This is a genomic window from Terrabacter sp. Ter38 (assembly GCF_024519435.1).
Classification (GTDB): Bacteria; Actinomycetota; Actinomycetes; order Actinomycetales; family Dermatophilaceae; genus Terrabacter.
In genome coordinates, this window is the sequence record NZ_JALJRZ010000002.1 from 450329 (window position 1) to 469368 (window position 19040).

Genomic DNA, 19040 nt, shown 5'->3' on the forward strand with positions numbered 1-19040 from the left:
GACCTAGACCCCGCCCGCCGCTGGCGGCCAGGCGCATGGACCTATCGACGCTAGCCACCTGCCAGCGTTTCGGCCCGGTCTGCAGGCGGCGGAAAGACTCAGCATCACGCACCGACATATCGAGATTTTCGTCGACTGCCCGAGCCTCCGAGGTTTCGGGTCCTCGGCCGCCATCGCGCAGACGCAGCGGTCCTTACCAGGCCGGTAGAGGACGCCTCTGATCTGTGGCAGGAGATGCATCGCCATGGGCGCGTCCGCAAGGGTTGTAGATCAGCGTTCTTGTGCGTGACGACGCGATCTCGGAGACCGCACAATGGAACGACGGGCTGGCCCGTGTTCCTGGCAAGGTAGCGACCGCGACACTGGGAGGCGAAGTGACCATCCCTCAGCAAAGCTCGACAAATACTCACGAACCGCCACACTGGGCACTCGCGGTCGCCGCAGTTCTTACCGGGATCGCCGCTGGCCTCGTTGCCTACTTTCAGCTTTACCTTACGCAGGTCGGCAACGTAGTTATGGCAGCCTGTGGTGCTGTGGTCGGGCTCCTAGTCCTCTACGTGCTTTACCCCTCCAAGTCCCGTGGTGTTGCGAGTGTCCTAGTGGTCCTTGCCTTGGCTGCTGGATCGGCCGACTGGTACTACCTACGGGGGGCCCGATCACCAGACGGTGTCGCAACCATCGTCGGGGGGTGCCAGCCCTTCACGGTGTTCGCGCAGAATCGCTACGACCCCGTCGGCGCCGCCATACGTGCGGTCCCTCTTCCAGGGGGTCAAAAGGTTGGCGGTTTCAGCCCCAATGAACTGGTCACCGTTGACGGCTGGACCGAGACGCAGCCGGCCTACCCGCGCAACCGAGCACCGTGGAACAGCGACATCTGGTTCCATCTTGCCGATGGCAAGGGTTGGGTTTCCTTCGCCGGCTTGAGGCAGGCGCCGACCGCGAAGGATGACAACAACCACAGCCTTGAGGGCGGACCCCCAGTGCCGGCCACGGAGAGCTGCCGCGGAGTTTTGCGCATGCCAGCACTGTGAAGGTCGCGCTTCAAGGCGTGTAAGCGAGCCCTTTCGACGCCCGTTATGGGCGTCCCTGCGGAGCGTAGTACCGAGCCTATGGTCCGTGCCCCCGCGGGGCTAGGCGGCGGAGTGACATGTCCGCGCTCGCGGCTGTTAGACGATTGTCGGCAGGACCCGTGTCCGGCCAGACTCGGTTCCAGGTGCTCGGCGGGCTGCTCTTCTCGCGGCTGCCCACCAGGGTGATCGGTGTGGCTCTCTTTCGGTTTGCTGCCCGCCGGGCGCCGTGACGAGGCGTGGCTCCAGAGGGGACTGCCCTGCTCATAACAGCATTGCCCGCCTCGCGACTCCTTGCAGGTCCACGATGAGACGAGGACGAGGTGGCGACATGGCGATGGTGTTCATCGGGGTCGATCCCCAGAAGCTGTCGGTGACGATCGAGGTCGTCGATGCCCACGAGAGAGTCGTGGCGACGGGACGGTTCCCCACTGACAAGGCCGGCTATGCCGCGATGCGCACACAGGTGCGTGCCTGCCCGGAGCGGGTTTGGGCGGTCGAGGGCAGCAATGGCGCTGGCCGGCCGCTGGCGCAGCGATTGCTCGCCGACGGGGAGCGCGTGGTCGACGTGCCGGCGAAGCTGTCGGCACGGGCGAGGTCGCTCGACACGGGGCACAACCGCAAGACCGACGCCCACGACGCGCACGCCGTCGCGGTCGTCGCGGCACGCACGAAAGGTCTGCGGGTGCTGTCCTACGACGACGAGCTGGAGGCGCTGCGGATGCTGGCCGACCGCCGCGATGAGCTGTCCCGGGCGCGGGTGCAGACGGTCAACCGGTTACAGCGGTTGCTGTCCGAGCTGACCCCCGGGAAGGCGAAGAAGGACCTGACTCCCTTGCAGGCCAAAGCAATCCTCGCTTCGGTCCGCCCGCGGGACCTGGCCGGCAAGACCCGGCGGCGGCTCACGGTCGAGCAGCTGACCGAGCTCGTCGCGGTCGACAAGAAGATCAAAGCGCTGACCAAAGAGCTCAATGCAATGGTGATCGCCCGCGGGTCGCAGCTGATGGACCTGAGTGGCGTCGGTCCGGTCGTCGCGGCGCGGACGTTGGCCGACGTCGGTGACGTGGCCCGTTTCGCCGACCGGAACCGGTTCGCGTCCTGGACCGGCACCGCGCCGCTGGACGCGTCCTCCGGCGAGCAGAACCGACACCGGCTGTCGCGGGCCGGGAACCGGCGGATGAACCACATGATCCACATCGCTGCGATCAGCCAGATCCGCTTGGACACCGACGGGCGCGCCTACTACCGGCGCAAGTGCGCCGAGGGCAAGAAGCCCCTCGAGGCGCTGCGATGCCTGAAGCGAAGGATCTCCGACGCGCTGTACGGCCAGCTCGTCACCGACGCCCGCGCGGCCGGGGCGGGCCCGGGAGGGCACTGCGGGGCGACTCAAGAATCCAGCGCGGCCGGCTCGAACCCGCTCACCAGCGCTTCGGATCAGCCACTTCCCGGACCCGCACCCACGACGCTACCCGCCGCCACAACCCCTGCGAAGCCCCGCCCGGGCTCGGCTCCTGAGCAGCCGCGCCGACGAGCCGGAGCCGTCAAGGTGCAGCGCCCCACCGGACGAACGACCTTGACGGCGACCAGCGCCGGCGCAGACTCCAAAGAGCCGGTCCCGGCACCTTGACAACAGAGGGGAGCCGAAGTGACGCACGTCGACGGGCCATACACCGGCGTTCCCTAGGGCCTGATCGGTGGACCTGGGTCCACTACGCGGTCGGTGTTGTAGCGAGGCCTTCCTCGACCCGAATACCGCTCATGGAGTGTGGCAGCTGTAATCCAAGCCGGGTCCACATCGGCGAGATCCTGGGGATCTTTGCTGCGGCGACTTGGGACTGCCCCGGCGAGGTCACTCGGAAGTCCAGGTCTTCCCCACCGCCAGCACGTAGCGCCGCTGCATGCGCCCAGCCCACCGGGCGAGCTCCGGCTGTGCAGCGCACGCGTCGAAGAAGTCCTCGTGCGACCAGTAGGCGACCGGGGTGTGTGGCTGGCATGCTGCGATCGTCTGCACGACCTTCCTCGCGTTCCGGTCATCTTGGCGACCTAGAACGACCGCCAAGGTCCGATGCACCTCGTGCCGACGGCGCAGCCCGTGTCGGCGCAACGAGTCCGTCAACAGGACGGAGCGCAGGAACTGGCTACCACCGGCGGCGACGATGCGGGTCATCGACCCCTCGTCCAGCCCGGCCGAGGCCAGCTGGGTGGCGTACCGCTCCCACGTGACCTTCTTGGCCGAGAACGTGTCGACGTACTTGACCTCGACCGAAACCAGCAGGCTCTCTCCTTCCTGCAGCCGCAGGTACGCGGCGATGTCGAAACCGGAGCGGTCCCCGGTGTGGAGGTCCCTGGGCGGGAACCACTCGGCCTCGATGCCGCCCAGGTCATGCGAGGGGGTCTGGGTGTCGGCAAGGTCTTCGAGGGAGGCCACCTGCTGTCCGGTCAACGCGGCGAAGACCCGGGCGGTCGCTGCCGGGTGTTCACGCAGTTCGCCTGCGATGCTGAAGGCCAGCGGCTGGCTGGAGAGCAGGTTCCGCCACAGGCGGTCGTCCTCGGCGAGGCCGCCGAGGGTCTGAAGCTGGGCCAGCCGGGCATCCGCGTAGGACTTCGCGGCCGGGGACATCAGGTTGAGCCCTTCAGCCTTCGCAGATCGCCCGTCGAACTCGGGTGCGAGGCAACTGCCCAGAACCGGGTAGCGCTTCGCTGCTCCACGGTGCGTAGGTGGCCCGGCGGGCCAGCCAAGTTCCTTCTCGCGCCAATCGGATTGGTGCGCTCGGTGCGCTGCCACGGCGGCGCTGCGGTCGCGCGGGGATTCGGACTCCATCGGGCCAGTGTGACCCACGTCCTTTGACGTCGGGCGACTATCGCTCATCGGCATCATGTGGGTGAGACGCACGCGCCCGGCAGGCGGCGAAAGGACGCGGCTCGCGTCAGCGGCGACGCGCACCACGAGGCCGGTGATGACCTAGACCACGGGGATTCCGCCGGTCCAAGACATTCTCCCGCCGCTGCAGTGTGCAGTCGCCACACTGGAGGGAGCGGGCTCCCCTTGAGCCCCAGGTTCGGAGGGACTCAGCATGAGATGGCAACTCACCACCGCCCTCGTCCTGGCCACATCGATGGTGACCATCGGCTGCGTGGCTACACCGTCCGGCGCGGAACCGGGCGATCCCGGCGCCACGACGCTGGCCAGTGTCAACGCGTCGGGGCACGTCTCGGTCGGCACCCCTTCCGCTCCGGACCTCGCCGGTGCGATCGCGTTTTCGTCCACTGCCTCAGACCTTGTCACTGGCGACCGTAACGGGGTTGCCGACGTGTTCCTGTTCGGTCCCGGCTGGGGTGACAACTACTTCGCCCCGCCTTACTCCATGGAGCTTTACGGCGGGGAAGCATTCAACGGAGCGAGCAGCGAGCCGTCCCGGCCGAAGACGCTCGTTTTCTCGTCGAAGGCCAGCAACATCGTGACGCCGGACACCAATGGAGTTCAGGACGTCTTCGCCGACTGGGATGAGGGTGATCCCCCCTCTCGGCTCAGTCAGTCAAGCGTGGGAGCTCAGGCCAACGGTCCGAGCAGCCACCCATCGGCGAGCGAGGGCAGCATCCAGTTCACCGCCATCACGGTCGCGTTCCAGTCGGCGGCCACGAACTTGGTCTCGGGAGACACGAATGGCGCGACCGACGTCTTCGTGTCCCGCGCTGGCCGGTTGACCCGGGCGAGTGTGACCAGTGACGAGCGTCAGGCCACCGGTTCAAGCACCGAGCCCAAGGTCACGAGTGACGGTCTGCTCGTGGTCTTCACGTCGTCCGCACCGGACCTCGTGTCGGGCGACACGAATGGCGTGACCGACATCTTCGTCAGAGACCTGAAGGCCGGAACGACGAGCCGTGTTGACGTGTCCAGCTCGGGAGGCCAGGCGTCGCGTGCGAGCTCTCAACCAGACATCAGCGCCGACGGCAGGTTCGTGGCATTCACGTCCGCAGACGCCGGGCTGACAGGGGGCGCAACGGCATCTGCCGCCCAGATCTACGTGCGCGACCGTGTGGCCGGGACGACGAGGCGCGTCAGCGTGTCGACCTCCGGCGAACCCGGCAACGGCGCCTCATCGCAGCCGGCGATCAGTGGTGACGGACGATACGTCGCCTTCACGTCGTCCGCTTCGAACCTTGTACCGGCAGACACCAACGGGCTCACCGACGTCTTCTTGCACGATCTGAGCACCGGCACCACCACACGCGAGAGCGTCTCCTCGAGCGGGGCGCAGTCCAGAAGCAGAAGCCACTCACCCGACCTGGGGTACGGCTCGATGCTCGCGTTCCTCTCTGAACCGCACGGCGGGCTCGTGCCGGGGGACACCAGTCAGACTGTCCTGCTGCGTCGACCGGACGCCCCTGCTACCACCTTCGGCGACTTCGATAGGGATGGCCTGTCGGACGTCATCGCGCGCACGGGCAAGGGTGAACTGCGCCTCTTCCGTGGCTCAGGAGCCGGGCTCGCCCCCTCGACCCGCATCGGAGCCTCCGGTTGGAATGCCATGGCAGACATCACCAGGCACGGAGACTTCAACTCCGACGGACGTGAGGACGTCATTGCGAGTGAGAAATCAACCGGAGCCCTCTGGCTGTACCCCGGCACCAGAACCTATCTAGCCCCCAGGCTTCAGATCGGGGCCCGTGGCTGGAACGGCATGCGTGAGGTCACCGCTGTCGGCGACTTCACCCGCGACGGCAAACCCGACCTCGTGGCTGTCCAGGCGAACACCGGCGACCTCTACCTCTACCCCGGTCGAGGCACCGGCTTGGAGAAACGACGCATCATCGGCCATGGTGGCTGGAACGGGATGGACGAACTCATCGGAATCGGAGACCCCAACGCCGATGGATACGCCGACCTCATCGCTCGACAACGGTCAACTGGTGAGCTCTGGCTCTACCCCGGCACCTCCACGGCGACCAGGTTCTTGCATCGCGAACTGCTCGAGGGAGGCTGGAACAGCAAACGAGCCCTCGCAGCAGTGGGCGACTTCGACCGCGACGGCGACCCCGACATCGCCGGCATCCGAAACTCGACCTCTCGCCTCGAGGTCGGACCGGCCACAGTGGCAGGCTTCACCTCCACCGTGAGCGCAATTCTTTAACTGACTTCGACAACCCGCGGGCTCAAGGGCTACGGCCCAACCCGCACGGGGTAGGTCGGCTCGCGGCGAAGTGACGCACTTCGAACGCGAGGGAACGATTAGCGGAAGAGGTCGGTAGCCAGAGACTTTCCCGTTAAGTCGGGCTTGCCGGATTTCGAGGTGTAGTCCGGCGACGATCCCTACGCTGACGTCCATGACGTGGCATCAGGGGCGAGGCGTGCGAGCGGGTGTTTGGGGGCTGCTGATTACTGCGGTGCTGGCCGGCTGCACGGCGGCGCCATCGGCTCCGTCTGCTTCCAGCGCCCCAGCGGGGCTGCCGCCGACCAGCGCCGGCCAGACGACCCCGCAAGTCACGACGACCGTGACCGTGCCGGTCGCCGCGGAACCCGCGCGCACTTGCGCCTTGGCCTTCGCCCTTGTTGGCGCCGGCAGGCCGCAGCAGGCTCTGAAGCAGCTCGAGGACGCCAGCAGTCCACAAGTCCTTGGCGATCCCGTGTGTCGCGATCTGACGACCCGGGCAAGAGCTGCCGTCTCGGCATCCGCCGCCGCCGCTAAACATGTCGCTACGCCGCAGCCTCGCGTTCAGGTAACAAGGACGCCACCAACGCTGCGGCGAACGAGTACGCGGCGCACCTAGAGGGGCACCCAGAAGAGCTCGAGCGAGTCGTGCCGGCCATCTTGAAGGTAGTCGCGCAGACGGAGCCGCTGGTGGTGCTCGCCGCTCTTACGCACGTGCTTTGCGCGACCGCGGCCAAGGTGCAGCAGCGACCGATAGGAGGAGGGCCCTCGGGGTGCGTGGCGTTCACCGGGTCGTTTGTGAACCCTTCGTTCATGACGGTCGTCGACGTGCGCGACAAGGAGGACAAGCCGTTGCAGCCGCCCGAGATCACGACGGTCGACGGGAGGTCCTACCTCGACTTCGACGCGAGAATGGACTCTTTCTATATGGGTGATACGCGGCCACGCATGTGGATCGTCAAGCCCAATGACCCTGCGGATTCCGAGGCCCTGGCCAGCGATCTGAACCACATGCTCCTAGATCGGGTCGATAGGCCGGGCGCCCCAGTCGCGCACATCAAGGTTCACGACGTCATCTCGGAACCCGCGGGCGACTCCACGGCGGCGCGCGGGGTCCTGCGGATTGTGAACTACGTGTATGCCGACCGGGTGGATATCTTCTACCCGGACCCCGAGAAGGAGAAGGCCCTCCTCGCTGCGAAGACGCTGGCGGAGAAGCTCATTATCCGAATGCGAGAGACCGAAGTCGACAAGTTGGCACGCGGCGAGCGGCGAGAGTTTCTCGTCAGCGCGGTAGACGGACCCCGTGCCCTGCTTTCCTCTCTGCGGGCACTAGCCCTGCAGGACCAAGAACTACTTGGCGCGTGGCGCGATGACTGGGGCGGTCTTGGTGAGGAAGTCGCCGCCGGCTGAGCCACAGGCTTGTCGCAGCGCGGCAGGAAGCCCTCCATTCACCAACGGCTATGCTCGCGACCCCGGGTCCACCGGACGTCTCGGCGGCCGGGCATCCGCGAGTACGCGACGTCGACACTGACGATGGTCGGCGCCGAATCCTCGCTTCAATGGACGCTGGATGCCGCCTCCGGCTGTCGCCAGTCACTGCCTCGGTCCGGACGTTCGACTCGCGGCTGCTAGACGATTGCCGTCAGGATCGGTGTCTGGCCAGACTCGGTCCAGGTGTCCGGCGGGAGGCTCTCTTCGCGGCTGCCCACCTCGTGGGGTGTGGCTCTCTTCCGGTCTGCAGTCCGTCGGGCACCGTGACGAGGCGTGGCTCGAAAGGGGACTGCCCAGCTCGTAGCAGCATTGCCCACCTCGCCGTCCCTGTCGGTTCGAGGCATGCAGGAGAACGTCATGGCGAAAGTGGTCATCGGGCTCGATCCCCACAAGCTGTCCGCGACGCTCGAGGTCGTTGACGACCGCGAGCGGTTGCTCGGTTCGGGCCGGTTCGGCACCGACCAGGCGGGCTACGCCGCGATGCGGGCCTACGCGAAGGCGTGGCCGGAGCGGGTCTGGGCGGTCGAGGGCAGCAACGGTGCTGGCCGTCCTTTGGCGCAGCGGCTCCTCGAGGCCGGCGAGTACGTGGTGGACGTCCCGGCGAAGCTCGCCGCTCGGGTGCGGCTGTTCGACACCGGCCACAACCGCAAGACCGACGCGCGGGACGCGTACTCGATCGCGGTCGTCGCCGTGCGCACCGCCGGGCTTCGGGTGCTGCAGGTCGACGGTGAGCTCGAGGCGCTGCGGATGCTCGCCGACCGCCGTGAGGCGCTGTCCCACCGGCGGGTGCAGACTGTCAACCGGCTGCAGGCGTTGCTCGCGGAACTCCTTCCGGGACAGGCGAAGAAGGACATCCCCGCGGGGCAGGCCAAGGCCCTGCTCGCCTCTGTCCGCCCCCGCGACATCGCCGGGAAGACCCGTCGACGGATCGCCGCCGAAGAGCTCGCCGAGCTGGTCGCCCTCGATGCGAAGATCAAGAAGTCCAGCGCCGAGCTCAAGGCCATCGTCCTGGCCCGCGGGTCGCGTCTGATGGACCTGCGCGGTATCGGACCGGTCGTCGCGGCCCGCACACTGGCCGACGTCGGTGACGTGGCTAGGTTCGCCGACCGGAACCGGTTCGCGTCCTGGACCGGCACCGCGCCCTTGGACGCGTCCTCCGGCGAGCAGGACCGGCACCGGCTGTCGCGGGCGGGAGACCGGCGGATGAACCACATGATCCACATCGCCGCGATCAGCCAGATCCGTCTCGACAGCGACGGGCGGCCCTACTACTGGCGCAAGCGTGCAGAGGGCAAGAAGCCCCTCGAGGCGCTCCGGTGCTTGAAGCGCAGGATCTCCGACGCCCTGTTTCGCCAGCTGATGGCTGATGCCCACAGGGCGGCTGGAGCGGGTCCGGGAGGGCACTGCGGGGCGACTCAAGAATCCAGCGCGGCCGGCTCACACCGCCTACCGGCACTTCGGTCAGCCACTTCCCGGACCCGCGCGACCGACGCTACGCCCGGCAGCTACCCCACGAAAGACCGACCGCCAAAGAGCCGTTGAAGTCACCGCTTGACAACAGAAGGGAGCCGGTATGACGCAACTCGTGATGCATCTAGTCTCTGGGGTTGACGTGATCGTCTCGGATCGGACCGCTTCCCAAGCGGATCGGGACGCCACCGTGCTGGAATTCAGCTGTTTCTGGGTCCGCGCGGTGACACCGGCAGGAAGGACCCGGCGCCACGCGTGCCATTACCAACTCCTGTACGTCCGCGGCTCTACGCTGCGGTGTGCCTCACGGCACGCAAGACAGAACGAGATGAACAGGGGAAGTCGATCATGAATGCGAATGTCGTTGGGTTGGGCTGCGCACTACTGCTGATGGCCGGTCTAGGCGGCTGCTCGGCGTCCGCTATGGCCGGCACGGCTCGGGCAGGCGTCACCACGCAAGCGCACTCGACGGACGCGGAACCCGTATCCGCGATCGACGCGAGCATTCCGGCCTCTCCAGCCGGTGACCGTGCGAACAATGGCCAAGTCAAGGATCCGAGCGAGGTCACGGCGTCGGAAGCATCCGCTGCCATGGCGTCCCAGAGCGTGCAACGTGTCCTGATCGGTCTCTTGTGGAACGACCTCAGCAACGATAAACGGACGGATGCGTGCCAGGTCTGGAAGGCCTCGCCGGACCGGGCTGTGGAGCGGTTTGCGATCCACGACAAGGCCTTGCTGGAACGTGATGTGCTCGTCGCCTTCTTCACCGCTCACTGCGCATGAGCCCGACAAGGCACCAGTTCGCCGTGTGACGACGGGATCGACCAGCCGCTAGAGGGCCGGGCGAGTTGCATGCCTGTGTGGGATCTCGACAAACGAGCGTGGGGTGACGGCTGTATCTCGCCGAGGAGAAGCATTCGGAGGCGGACGTTCTCGCGGTTTCGGTAGCCGCGTGCGCCCCGACGGTGCAGCTCGATGTCGCCGCTAGATGGCGTCGGCTTCCGCAGTTGTTCGCGCCGCTGGTGTCGAAGTAGCCGAGGAACTCGATGGGTCGCTGCTCCAGAGTGCGTCCCAGGCGGGCGACCTCGCGGATCGGACACGTGGTGAAGGACTCGAGGATCTTCTCGGCGATCGCCCTTCCGGCGGCGTGGATGTCCTGGTGGTACGGAGCAGATCTGCTGCGCGCAGGCCAAGCCACTTAACCTCGGGATGATCCTCACGTTCGGCAGCGCCGGGACGGTGCGGACCCTCTCGGGCGGCGAACGCCAGCTCGAGCTGGCCCGTGCCTCCGGTCGGCGAGGTCCTCCGGTCCGGGCGCGGAGGATGTTGCGGATCCGATGGAGGGGGCCCTCTCGCCATGGGCTCTGGCCGCTGTCGTTCTGCTGCCCTCGTCGACGCACGTCGTCGACGACCCACGTGGCGACGTGAGGTCGACTTGAGGCGGGGTGACCCTGTTGGCGTGTGTTTCGTTCCCAGCGGCCGCCTCACCGAGTCGGGCGCTCGCCTGCACCGCACCCCGGCTCTCCACGAGGCCGTGCCGAAGGTCGAGCCGGTAGGCGAGTTGGGGGAGGGCGCTTCTTACGCCCGTTTCCCGATCACGAGATGTCGGGGAGGTCAGGGCCGACGGTGGTCCGGCGCTGACCGGGCGCTGGGGGCGACTCCCGGAACCAAGTGTGGATTCCGTTCGAGACAGATTTCGGCAAATGGGACATCTAGATCTCGACTTGGCTCTACCTTTGCCATCGGCAACTCGTGTGCCAACCCGCGCCCAGTAGAAGCGCGGCGTTTTCACGTCAGGGGTGGATATGCGGTTCTGCGGCGACTGTGGACAGCTGCTTGTTCACGCACGTCCGTTCTGTAGTCACTGCGGGGCGCGGGTCTCGGAGTGGAGTAGGGCTGGCGAGGAGCCGTTGACCTCCAGGTCGGCGCTTCGGTCCCGACACGGCGAAGCGGGGAACGCGACGGCGGGTGACCCGCTGGCAGCTCTGGGTGAGCAACTTCGATCGGTCCCCTGGCGGCAGCTACTGCCGCTGCGCTCTTGGTGGGGGGATGGAGGATGGCACCGCGGTCAGGTCGGCCTGTTTTGTCTGTTTGTGATCGCGCCGTTCTTCTTGCTTCGCCTGACCGCGGACGATCAGGAAATAGATCGAATCGCGTGGGGTTTCGCCGGGTACTTCGCGCTCCTTTGGTTTGTCGTCCTGTACGGCCTCATCCGGCCCGAGCGGATCGACTGGTTGGTGCTACTGCGGGTGGCATTGGTGACGGCTGTGGTGGGCACCGCCCTTGCAATCTTCCTCGAGTCCCGCATGGCTCCGGACGACTCCAATTTCGTGAAGATGGTCGTCGGAGTGGGCCTCCCTGAAGAGTTGGCGAAGGCTTTGGGGGTATACCTGTTCTTGTTCCGAGCCCGCAGGGTGTTCTCCAGCCGCAGCTACATTTTCGCCGGCGCGGTCTCCGGCCTGGCCTTCGGCGCTGCGGAAGCTGTCGGCTACACACAGAAGTACGCCGACTTGGCCGAGTACCTCTGGCCGAGTTCCTACACCGCTCTCATCACGTGGCGGCTACTGACTGACTCCCTGCTGCACGCCCTCATGGCGGCCATCTGCGCCTACTTCCTCGGTCTCGCGGCGCGGTACCCGGCTTCCCGATGGCCTTTGATCATCTCGGGGCTCGGCCTTGCCGCGTTGCTGCACGGCGCGTATGACGCGCTGTCCTCAGGCTGGCTGGGCACCGTCGTTGCAGCCGTCATCGTCTTCATCTTCGCCGGCTACGTCCGGACCGGCGACCAAATCACCCAACGACTCGATGTCAGCGCGCTCGGTGAAGCGTCGCGACGGTGAGAGGAACCCACATGGAAATCACGACCTGCCCCTCCTGCGGAGGCGAGGTCCCCTCCGCGCGCTTCTGTGCACGCTGCGGCAAGCCGTTGACGATCCCGAGCGAACCACCTGTTTCGACTCCAGCGGGCGCGCCAGTGGACACTCAACTAGCGGCCCGAGTGGAGGCAGGCGCTCCCCAAGCCATCACCGCCTCATCACCGGCGCCCACGGTCGGCGATGCTCAGACCCAATCCCTCCCGGTGCGGGACACGCAGATGCTGAGCGGACTCCGGGTCCGGGCCGATGTGTCGCCCGCAGCTGGCACTGCAAGGGTGGCGGCGTCCGTGGACGGAGGCCTTACCCCTACAGCCATTGTGGACTCAGAACTCAACTCGGTCCCGGACGTCAAAAGAGCCGACGCGCCAAGTCGAGTGGGTTACAACCGACGTATTGGAATCGCGGCGATTACGGTTGCCCTGCTGGCGGGGGCTGCATACCTAGTCCTGGGCATCGGCGGCGAGTCGCACACCTTGATGGGCGACCTGACCCTCAGAGCCAGCAGCGACCTCTCGCCCGGCGACAGCTGCTCCGGGCAGGGCGGGTACAGCGACATCCACGATGGAACACAAGTGGTCGTCGAGGACGAAACCGGCAAGACCCTTGCCACCAGCGCTCTCGGCCCCGGGACCTTCGACGGCACGTCATGCGTCTTTAGCTTCAGCTTGGCAGAGGTGCCGAAGGCGGCCTACTACCGAGTCGAAGGCGCACACCGTGGCGTGCTTCAGTACTCCTACCAAGACATGGTCAGCGCCAACTGGTCGGTGCATCTCACCTTGGGCGACAGCTCAGGGACCAACTAGCCATGCCACTCACATTGAGACGCTCCCGCCAAGGTCGACATCGGCCAGACCCCCCAGAAGAAGACACCACGGTGGCTTCCTTGCTCGACGACTTCGGGGTCCAGGCCCCCGGCGCGTTGGAGGACCCACTCGCCTCCCGCGAGAAGTGGAACACGTCGGTGCCCGCAACGGTTACCCGGAGCTCTCGGCTGCGCGGGATGGTTCGCACACACCGCTTTGCGGCTGCGGCGGCCGTACTTCTCCTTACGGCCGGCGCGGCGACACTCTTCGTCCCCATGGCTGGCGGCTCATGCGCCAACGGCTTCAGATCCCTAACAGCGCGGCCGGCGACTCAGCCTACCGACACGTCCCCACAACCCGATCCGGCGACAGCCGAGGCCGACGATAAGGCCATTGCAGACGCGCAAGGAGCGATCAATCAGGCCAACTCCGCCGTCGCGGATGCACAGGCCGCGCAGGACGCCGCCGCCAGCCTCCAGTCCAAGGCCGACGACGCGGCATCCGCGGCATCCGCGGCTGACAGCGCTAGTGGCACGCCCTCAGTCGACCTCGAGCAGGACCAGAACGCCCTTGAGTGGGACAAGCAGGAGGTCCAGAGCGCCAACGACGCGCTCACTTCCGCCCAAGAGGGCCTGCAGTCCGCGAAGGACACCCTGACCACTGACCAACAACTGGGGCTCGACACGAGTTACGACACGCAGTCGATCGCCGACGCAAAGGCGCAGATTACCCAGGCGCAGTCGGACCTGAAGACTGCACAGACAACCGTGGACGCCGACACTGCGAAGATCGCCAAGGACCAGAAGAGCGTCGCGAGCGCCGCTGCCGCCTCAAAGACGGCCACAGCAAACGCCGAATCCCTCGCGAAGAGGGCTGAAGACGCCCAGACCAAGGCGGACAGCCAACTCTCCGGCGCGCAGGAACGCCAGAGTTCCGCGCAAGCCGACCTCAGCTCAGCCCAAAGCACCCAGGCGGCGCACCAGGCCGCTGACTTGAACGCGGCCGCGGTGTGGCACCACGAACACCGGCTTGCAGTCTTCGCCGTCGATGCAAAGAACTCCACAATGACGGACTGTCGGCTGGCGGCCACGAAGAACGCCGGCGTTGGCGCCGGCCTGGCCGTCAGCGGAACAGTCCTTCTCCTCGTGGATGTCGTTTCCACTCGGCGGCGCCGGGTCGCCCTGCGCCGAACCGACCCCCAAGAGTGACACGAGGAGCGACATGTTCCCGACCCCATCCTCCCGGCGACAACTCACAAGAGTCGCCACCTTCGGGACTGCGACGTGCCTCCGAAAACACAAATGGCCCGCCTGGCCGGTCTCGCCGCGGGAAGCACGATCGGTCGGTCACCGCTGGAAGCAGGCCGGGAGCGCGTTCGCGCGATCATCTTGGCAGAGCGCATCCCGGGGACTGAGAATTCCTATCATGAGAGTGCCCGCCACCCGTTTGGTCTGACGGCCCCCAACAGGGCGGTAAGAGAATCGGCGCACGATCCGAAGACTGGGTATATGAAGCCCGATGGTCGCGCCTGCGTCGCGGCGGTAGGACACGGCCGCTTCGCGGCGGAATGGGCTACGTGTGGTCGGCCCACGGATCGTGGCAGAGCGGCCGGGGGACCTCTTGTCGCACTCCGGCCGCTCTCTCCAGCCTGGAACACTCAGGCATGCAGCGTGTGCTCACCTGGCGCGAGCTCGATGGGGAGGCCGTCGACGATGACAGTTGTGCCGCCGTCCTCGTCGAGGCCGGGGCGGAAGTGGATCGTGGCGTCTGCGTCGACGCCGGCGATCTCCGCCGAGGCCCAGTCCAGACGACGCCCGGCGACGTCGAGTCCGAGGGGGAGGATGTGGCCCGACCGAGCCGGCACCGACAGTGTCGCTCCCGCAGCGATCGGTGTTCCGTCGAGACCGACCGTCACCGTCGCGGCCGCGCCCGAGGTGTTGATGACGTGCACGGCCCGCTGGCCGTCGTCGGTGCTCGTCGTCGTGGCAAAGACACCGGGCCACTGGGTCTCGAGGCGCAGCCCCGGAGTGACACCCAAGCTCGAGAGCGCGCGGTCGAAGAGCACCGGGTCCGACGGCACCTGCGCTGCCAGCACGATGGCGCGCCCCTCGCCGAGCGGCACGTCGACGCCGCACACCGCCCCGTAGACGTCGGTCAGCACGACGTCCCCCCGCTCGTGACCGAGACTCTGCACCCAGCCGGCCCGCATCTCGGGCCAGGGCTCCGCCCACCCGTGCGCGACGAGCGACGGGTAGTAGTGCGCGGTGTCGCGCACCACCTCACCCGCCGTGAGGCCGAGTGCGTCCGCCAGCACCGTGCACGGCGACCCGTCGAGGTCCCGCTCCGGCACCCGACCGAGCAGGATGACATTCCCACCGGTCGTCACGTGCCCGACCAGCCGCTCCTGCACGACCCGCGAAAGGTAGCGCCCCGTCCCCACGAGCACCGTCGACCCGGGCGCGGGATCGCGCCGCTCGAGATGGGTTGCGCCATAACGGAACCCGCCCAGCAGGAGTGACCGCGCCAGCGCCTTGCGCTCCCCTGCCCCGCGGTGCGACGTGAGGTCATCAACAACCTCGGTCATCACCTCGGACCCCGGGTGGTGGTACTCCGTCATGTACGCGTCGAGCACGAGTCCCAAGGACACGTCGTCGTGGTCCTCGTCCATCCGGGCGAGCCACGGCTCGTTGGCCTTGACCGCCCGCACTGCCTGCGCCGTCGCCGAGTACGCATACCCCCGCTGGCCCTCCGGACCCACTGGAGCCGCCGTGCCGTGCCGCTCGCCCGTGAACGAGATGCGGTCGTTGCCGTCCCCCACAGCCTCGTCGAGCGGCGGGTTGATGCCGCCGGCGAAGAGGTAGTAGTTGATGAGCCGGTTGCCCTGCGCCAAACACCACCGCGTCTTGAGGTCGGCCGTCGAGGGGTCGTACTGCATCTCCGATCCCGCGCCGTAGTCACCCGAGCCCGCCTCGAATTCGAGGGAGGTGAGCGGCTGGTCGGAGTCGTGGACCGCGGCCATGTAGGCGTTGATGACGTAGAGGTCGGTCATCGTGTTGAGCGTCGCCTCGCCGAGGTAGTGGTCCGACCCCGAGACCATCCCCGGGATGCCGGCATACGTGTCGACGAGCTGGCTGATGCCGATGGGGAAGGGCGCGCCGTTGCCGCCCTCGGTGCCGTGGATGTTGACGAAGAAGGGCACGCCGACAACCCCCCGGTCCTCGCACATCGAGCGCAAGGCTGCGACGTACGAGGCGAACCGCTGCCGCATGAAGAGGCCGAGGTCGAGGCGCAGCGCACCGGCCCACTCCTCCTTCGGCGACCGCACGACCTCGGCCCACCCCGACGAACCCGGCGACACGGCATACGGCCCCGACTCTCCATGACGCGACCGCACGAACTCACCGAACGACTCGACGAGCCCGTCCGTGAGGTCGGGCGAGTTCGTCACCCAGGCGAGCATCCCGATCTCGTTGTCGAGCTGCACCCCGATGATCGGGCCACCGTGGGGCTGCAGCCGCGGCGCGAGCACCGGCATGATCGCGTCGAACCACCGCGCGCTCTCCGACAGGAACGCCGGCGCGAGGTAGTCGACCGTGCGCGACGACACGGTCTCGCCGTCCCACCCCACCGGGATGACCTCCGGGTGGTCCCGGTAGACGCTGAACGGGATGCCCTCGTTCTTCAGCTCGGCCATGATGAACGGCCCCGGGCGGGCGATGAACCGCAGCCCCTTCGACGCCGCGAGGTCGATGAACGCACCGATGTCGCGCTCGGGACGCGTCTCCCCGGCCACGTCGATCGACCCGTCGGGCAGCTCGTGGAAGATCCACGGGATGTAGGAGGCGACCGTGTCGCAGCCTGCCTCGACGAGCAGGTCGAGGCGCTGGCCCCACTCGGCGCGCGCGACGCGGAAGTAGTGCACCTCCCCCGACATGACGATGACGGGCTCCCCGTCGATGCGGATCTGGCGCTGGACGGTCTCGATCATGAGGAGGCCTTCGGGGACGTGACGGTCACGGACACGGGCTGGAGGCGGGCCGCGTCGGGCCCCGTGAGCAGGACGATCTCGCCCTCGTCGACGCGCGTCGTGAGGTCACGGCCTGCGTATGCGAAGTGCGAGGCTCGCACGTCGAAGGTGACCTCGCGCGCCTGGCCGGGCTCGAGGGCGACGAGCGCCCAGTCGGTCAGCTCGACGAGCGGCCGGGTCACCTGGGCGACGGGGTCGCGGAAGTAGAGCTGCACGACCTCGCGGCAGGGGCGCTCGCCCGTGTTGGTCACCGTGACCGTCAGCTTGACCGCGCCGTCGGTCGTCATCGTCGGCGACGACAGGATGGGCGCGCCGTAGTCGACGCTCGTGTAGGACAGCCCGAAGCCGAACGGCAGCCGTGGGTAGGTGAGGGCGTCGATGTAGCGGCCCTCCTGGTGGTCGACGTCGGCGCGGATGAGCCGGCCCGTCGGCCTCTGGTGCGTGCTCGTCGGGATGTGGCCCGTCGACAGCGGGAAGGTCATCGGCAGCCGGCCGTGCGGCTCGGCGTCGCCGAGCAGCAGGTCCGCCAACGCAGACCCGGCCTCGACCCCGGGGTGCCACACGACGAGCACCGCGTCGGCGAGGTCGAGCACCTCGGTGAGGTCGAGCGGGCGACCGGTGTAGACGACCGCGACGAGCGGCTTGCCGAACGCTGCCACCGCACGCACGAGCTCGAGCTGGCCCGGGGGCAGGCCGATGTCGACGACGGACTGCGCCTCGCCGGAGCGGGACCGGTGCTCGCCGAGGAGGAGCACCGACGTGTCGGCGGCCCGCGCCTGCATCAGGGTCACGTCGGGGAAGCGGCCGTCCGCCACCGTGACGCGGTCCCCGAGGCGCTCGCGCAGGGCCGCCTCGGGCGTGACGACCTCCTCGCCGCGACCATCCAGCACCCAGGTGCCGAGCAGCGCGTCCCCGTCGTCGACGAACGGCCCCGACAGCAGGACCTTTCCCGCGTCGTCGCCGAGCGGCAGGACGCCGTCGTTCTTGACGAGCACGTGCGCGGCTGTCGCGGCACGGCGTGCGACGGCGCGCGTCGAGGGAGTCGGCGCGTTGGACGCACCCGGCTGGGCGGCATACGGACGCTCGAAGAGCCCGAGGCGGAACTTGAGGCGCAGCACGCGGCGCACCGCGTCGTCGACGAGCGCCAGGTCGACCTCGCCCGAGTCGACGAGGTCCTCGAGGTGCTCGAGGTAGGCGCCGCTCACCATGTCGAGGTCGACGCCCGCGCGGATCGCCAGAGCCGCGGCCTCCCGCTTGTCGGCGGCCACGCCCTGGAAGACGATCTGGCCGATGCCGTTCCAGTCGGCGACGACGACACCGTCGAAGCCCCACTCGCCCTTGAGGACCTCGCGGACGAGGTGCTCGTGGGCGTGCATCGGGATGCCGTCGACGTCGTTGAAGGCCGCCATGACGGTGAGGACGCCGGCGTCGACGGCCGAGCGGAACGGCCGCAGGTGCAGGTTGCGCAGGGTGTTCTCCCCGACGCTGACCGTGTCGTAGTCGCGGCCACCCGCGGCGAGGCCGTAGCCGGCGAAGTGCTTGGCGCACGCGGCGAGGCGGTCGGGGTCGCTCGGGTCGTCGCCCTGGAAACCGCGGACCAGGCCGGCCGCCAGCCGACCCGAGAGCACTGGCGTCTCGCCGAGCGACTCGGCGACCCGGCCCCAGCGCGGCTCCTCGGAGAGGTCGACCATCGGCGCGAAGGTCCATGCCACCCCGTCGACCGCCGCCTCGCGGGCAGCGATCTCACCGATCTCCTCGGCGATGTCGGGGTCGAAGGACGCCGCGATGCCGAGCGGGATCGGCGCGACGGTGCGGTGCCCATGGATGACGTCGCGGCCGAAGAGGAGCGGGATGCCGAGGCGGCTGCCCTCGACGGCGTGCCGCTGGGCGGCGTCGATGTTGCCGACGAGGACGCCCTCGTCACGCTCGTTGCCGGCAGTCGCGCCCGAGGCGTACAGGCTCGAGCTGATCCGGCCGGATGCGATCTCGTCGGCGTCGTCGTCGGGGTTGATGTTGGCGACCTGGTGGGTCTGGCCGACCTTCTCGGGCAGGGTCATCTCGGCCATGAGGAGGTCGATGCGCTCCTCGACGGGCAGGGCGGCATCGAGCCACGGCCGCTCCGGGGTGGGCGGTGTGGCGGTGACGTCAGTCAT

The 19040-nt window shown here is 67.8% G+C and carries 12 protein-coding genes; 9 read left to right on the top strand and 3 right to left on the bottom strand.

The window, feature by feature from the left end; genetic code table 11:
- Positions 1–704: 704 nt before the first annotated feature.
- Together NR112_RS06945 and NR112_RS06950 are read left to right on the top strand one after the other, a co-directional pair.
- A complete protein-coding gene (locus tag NR112_RS06945; protein WP_256793250.1) occupies positions 705–1031 on the top strand; it encodes a hypothetical protein in 327 nt (108 codons plus the stop codon).
- Between the two features lie 367 nt (positions 1032–1398).
- Entirely contained in the window at positions 1399–2694 is a 1296-nt protein-coding gene (locus NR112_RS06950; RefSeq protein WP_256793251.1) for an IS110 family transposase, read from the top strand.
- A 222-nt stretch (positions 2695–2916) separates the two neighbouring features.
- Here NR112_RS06950 and NR112_RS06955 read toward each other — a convergent pair whose 3' ends face one another.
- Entirely contained in the window at positions 2917–3888 is a 972-nt protein-coding gene (locus tag NR112_RS06955; RefSeq protein WP_256793252.1) for a hypothetical protein, read from the bottom strand.
- 253 nt (positions 3889–4141) lie between these two features.
- On the opposite strand from NR112_RS06955, the gene NR112_RS06960 reads away from it, so the two are divergent.
- The 7 genes from NR112_RS06960 to NR112_RS06990 all read left to right on the top strand — a co-directional run bounded on the left by NR112_RS06960 (position 4142) and on the right by NR112_RS06990 (position 14068).
- Positions 4142–6199, top strand: coding sequence for a VCBS repeat-containing protein (locus NR112_RS06960; RefSeq protein ID WP_256793253.1), 2058 nt, complete (start codon positions 4142–4144; stop codon positions 6197–6199).
- 831 nt (positions 6200–7030) lie between these two features.
- Positions 7031–7630, top strand: coding sequence for a hypothetical protein (locus tag NR112_RS06965; RefSeq protein WP_256793254.1), 600 nt, complete (start codon positions 7031–7033; stop codon positions 7628–7630).
- 438 nt (positions 7631–8068) lie between these two features.
- Positions 8069–9253 (top strand): IS110 family transposase, encoded by a 1185-nt coding sequence (locus NR112_RS06970; RefSeq protein ID WP_256793255.1) that lies wholly within the window; start codon positions 8069–8071, stop codon positions 9251–9253.
- Between the two features lie 276 nt (positions 9254–9529).
- Positions 9530–9964, top strand: a complete 435-nt coding sequence (locus NR112_RS06975) for a hypothetical protein (protein ID WP_256793256.1) — start codon at positions 9530–9532, stop codon at positions 9962–9964.
- 1310 nt (positions 9965–11274) lie between these two features.
- On the top strand, positions 11275–12021 hold the full coding sequence (locus NR112_RS06980) for a PrsW family glutamic-type intramembrane protease (protein WP_256793257.1): 747 nt from the start codon (positions 11275–11277) through the stop codon (positions 12019–12021).
- A 410-nt stretch (positions 12022–12431) separates the two neighbouring features.
- Positions 12432–12860, top strand: a complete 429-nt coding sequence (locus NR112_RS06985) for a hypothetical protein (protein WP_256793258.1) — start codon at positions 12432–12434, stop codon at positions 12858–12860.
- Positions 12861–12940: 80 nt separating this feature from the next.
- Positions 12941–14068 (top strand): hypothetical protein, encoded by a 1128-nt coding sequence (locus NR112_RS06990; protein ID WP_256793259.1) that lies wholly within the window; start codon positions 12941–12943, stop codon positions 14066–14068.
- 449 nt (positions 14069–14517) lie between these two features.
- Here the strand turns inward: NR112_RS06990 and NR112_RS06995 are convergent, their stop codons facing one another.
- The gene (locus NR112_RS06995; RefSeq protein WP_256793260.1) at positions 14518–16848 is read right to left on the bottom strand and encodes a beta-galactosidase; all 2331 of its coding nucleotides are present in this window, start codon (positions 16846–16848) and stop codon (positions 14518–14520) included.
- Entirely contained in the window at positions 16845–19040 is a 2196-nt protein-coding gene (locus NR112_RS07000; protein ID WP_256793261.1) for a glycoside hydrolase family 3 N-terminal domain-containing protein, read from the bottom strand. Before NR112_RS07000 ends, NR112_RS06995 begins: the two co-directional genes overlap by 4 nt.

Bases quoted from the DNA above. Each gene is read 5' to 3' on its own strand.
- NR112_RS06950 (WP_256793251.1), top strand. From the start codon at position 1,399: ATGGCGATGGTGTTCATCGGGGTCGATCCCCAGAAGCTGTCGGTGACG.
- NR112_RS06955 (WP_256793252.1), bottom strand. From the start codon at position 3,888: ATGGAGTCCGAATCCCCGCGCGACCGCAGCGCCGCCGTGGCAGCGCAC.
- NR112_RS06960 (WP_256793253.1), top strand. From the start codon at position 4,142: ATGAGATGGCAACTCACCACCGCCCTCGTCCTGGCCACATCGATGGTG.
- NR112_RS06965 (WP_256793254.1), top strand. From the start codon at position 7,031: ATGACGGTCGTCGACGTGCGCGACAAGGAGGACAAGCCGTTGCAGCCG.
- NR112_RS06970 (WP_256793255.1), top strand. From the start codon at position 8,069: ATGGCGAAAGTGGTCATCGGGCTCGATCCCCACAAGCTGTCCGCGACG.
- NR112_RS06975 (WP_256793256.1), top strand. From the start codon at position 9,530: ATGAATGCGAATGTCGTTGGGTTGGGCTGCGCACTACTGCTGATGGCC.
- NR112_RS06995 (WP_256793260.1), bottom strand. From the start codon at position 16,848: ATGATCGAGACCGTCCAGCGCCAGATCCGCATCGACGGGGAGCCCGTC.
- NR112_RS07000 (WP_256793261.1), bottom strand. From the start codon at position 19,040: ATGACTGACGTCACCGCCACACCGCCCACCCCGGAGCGGCCGTGGCTC.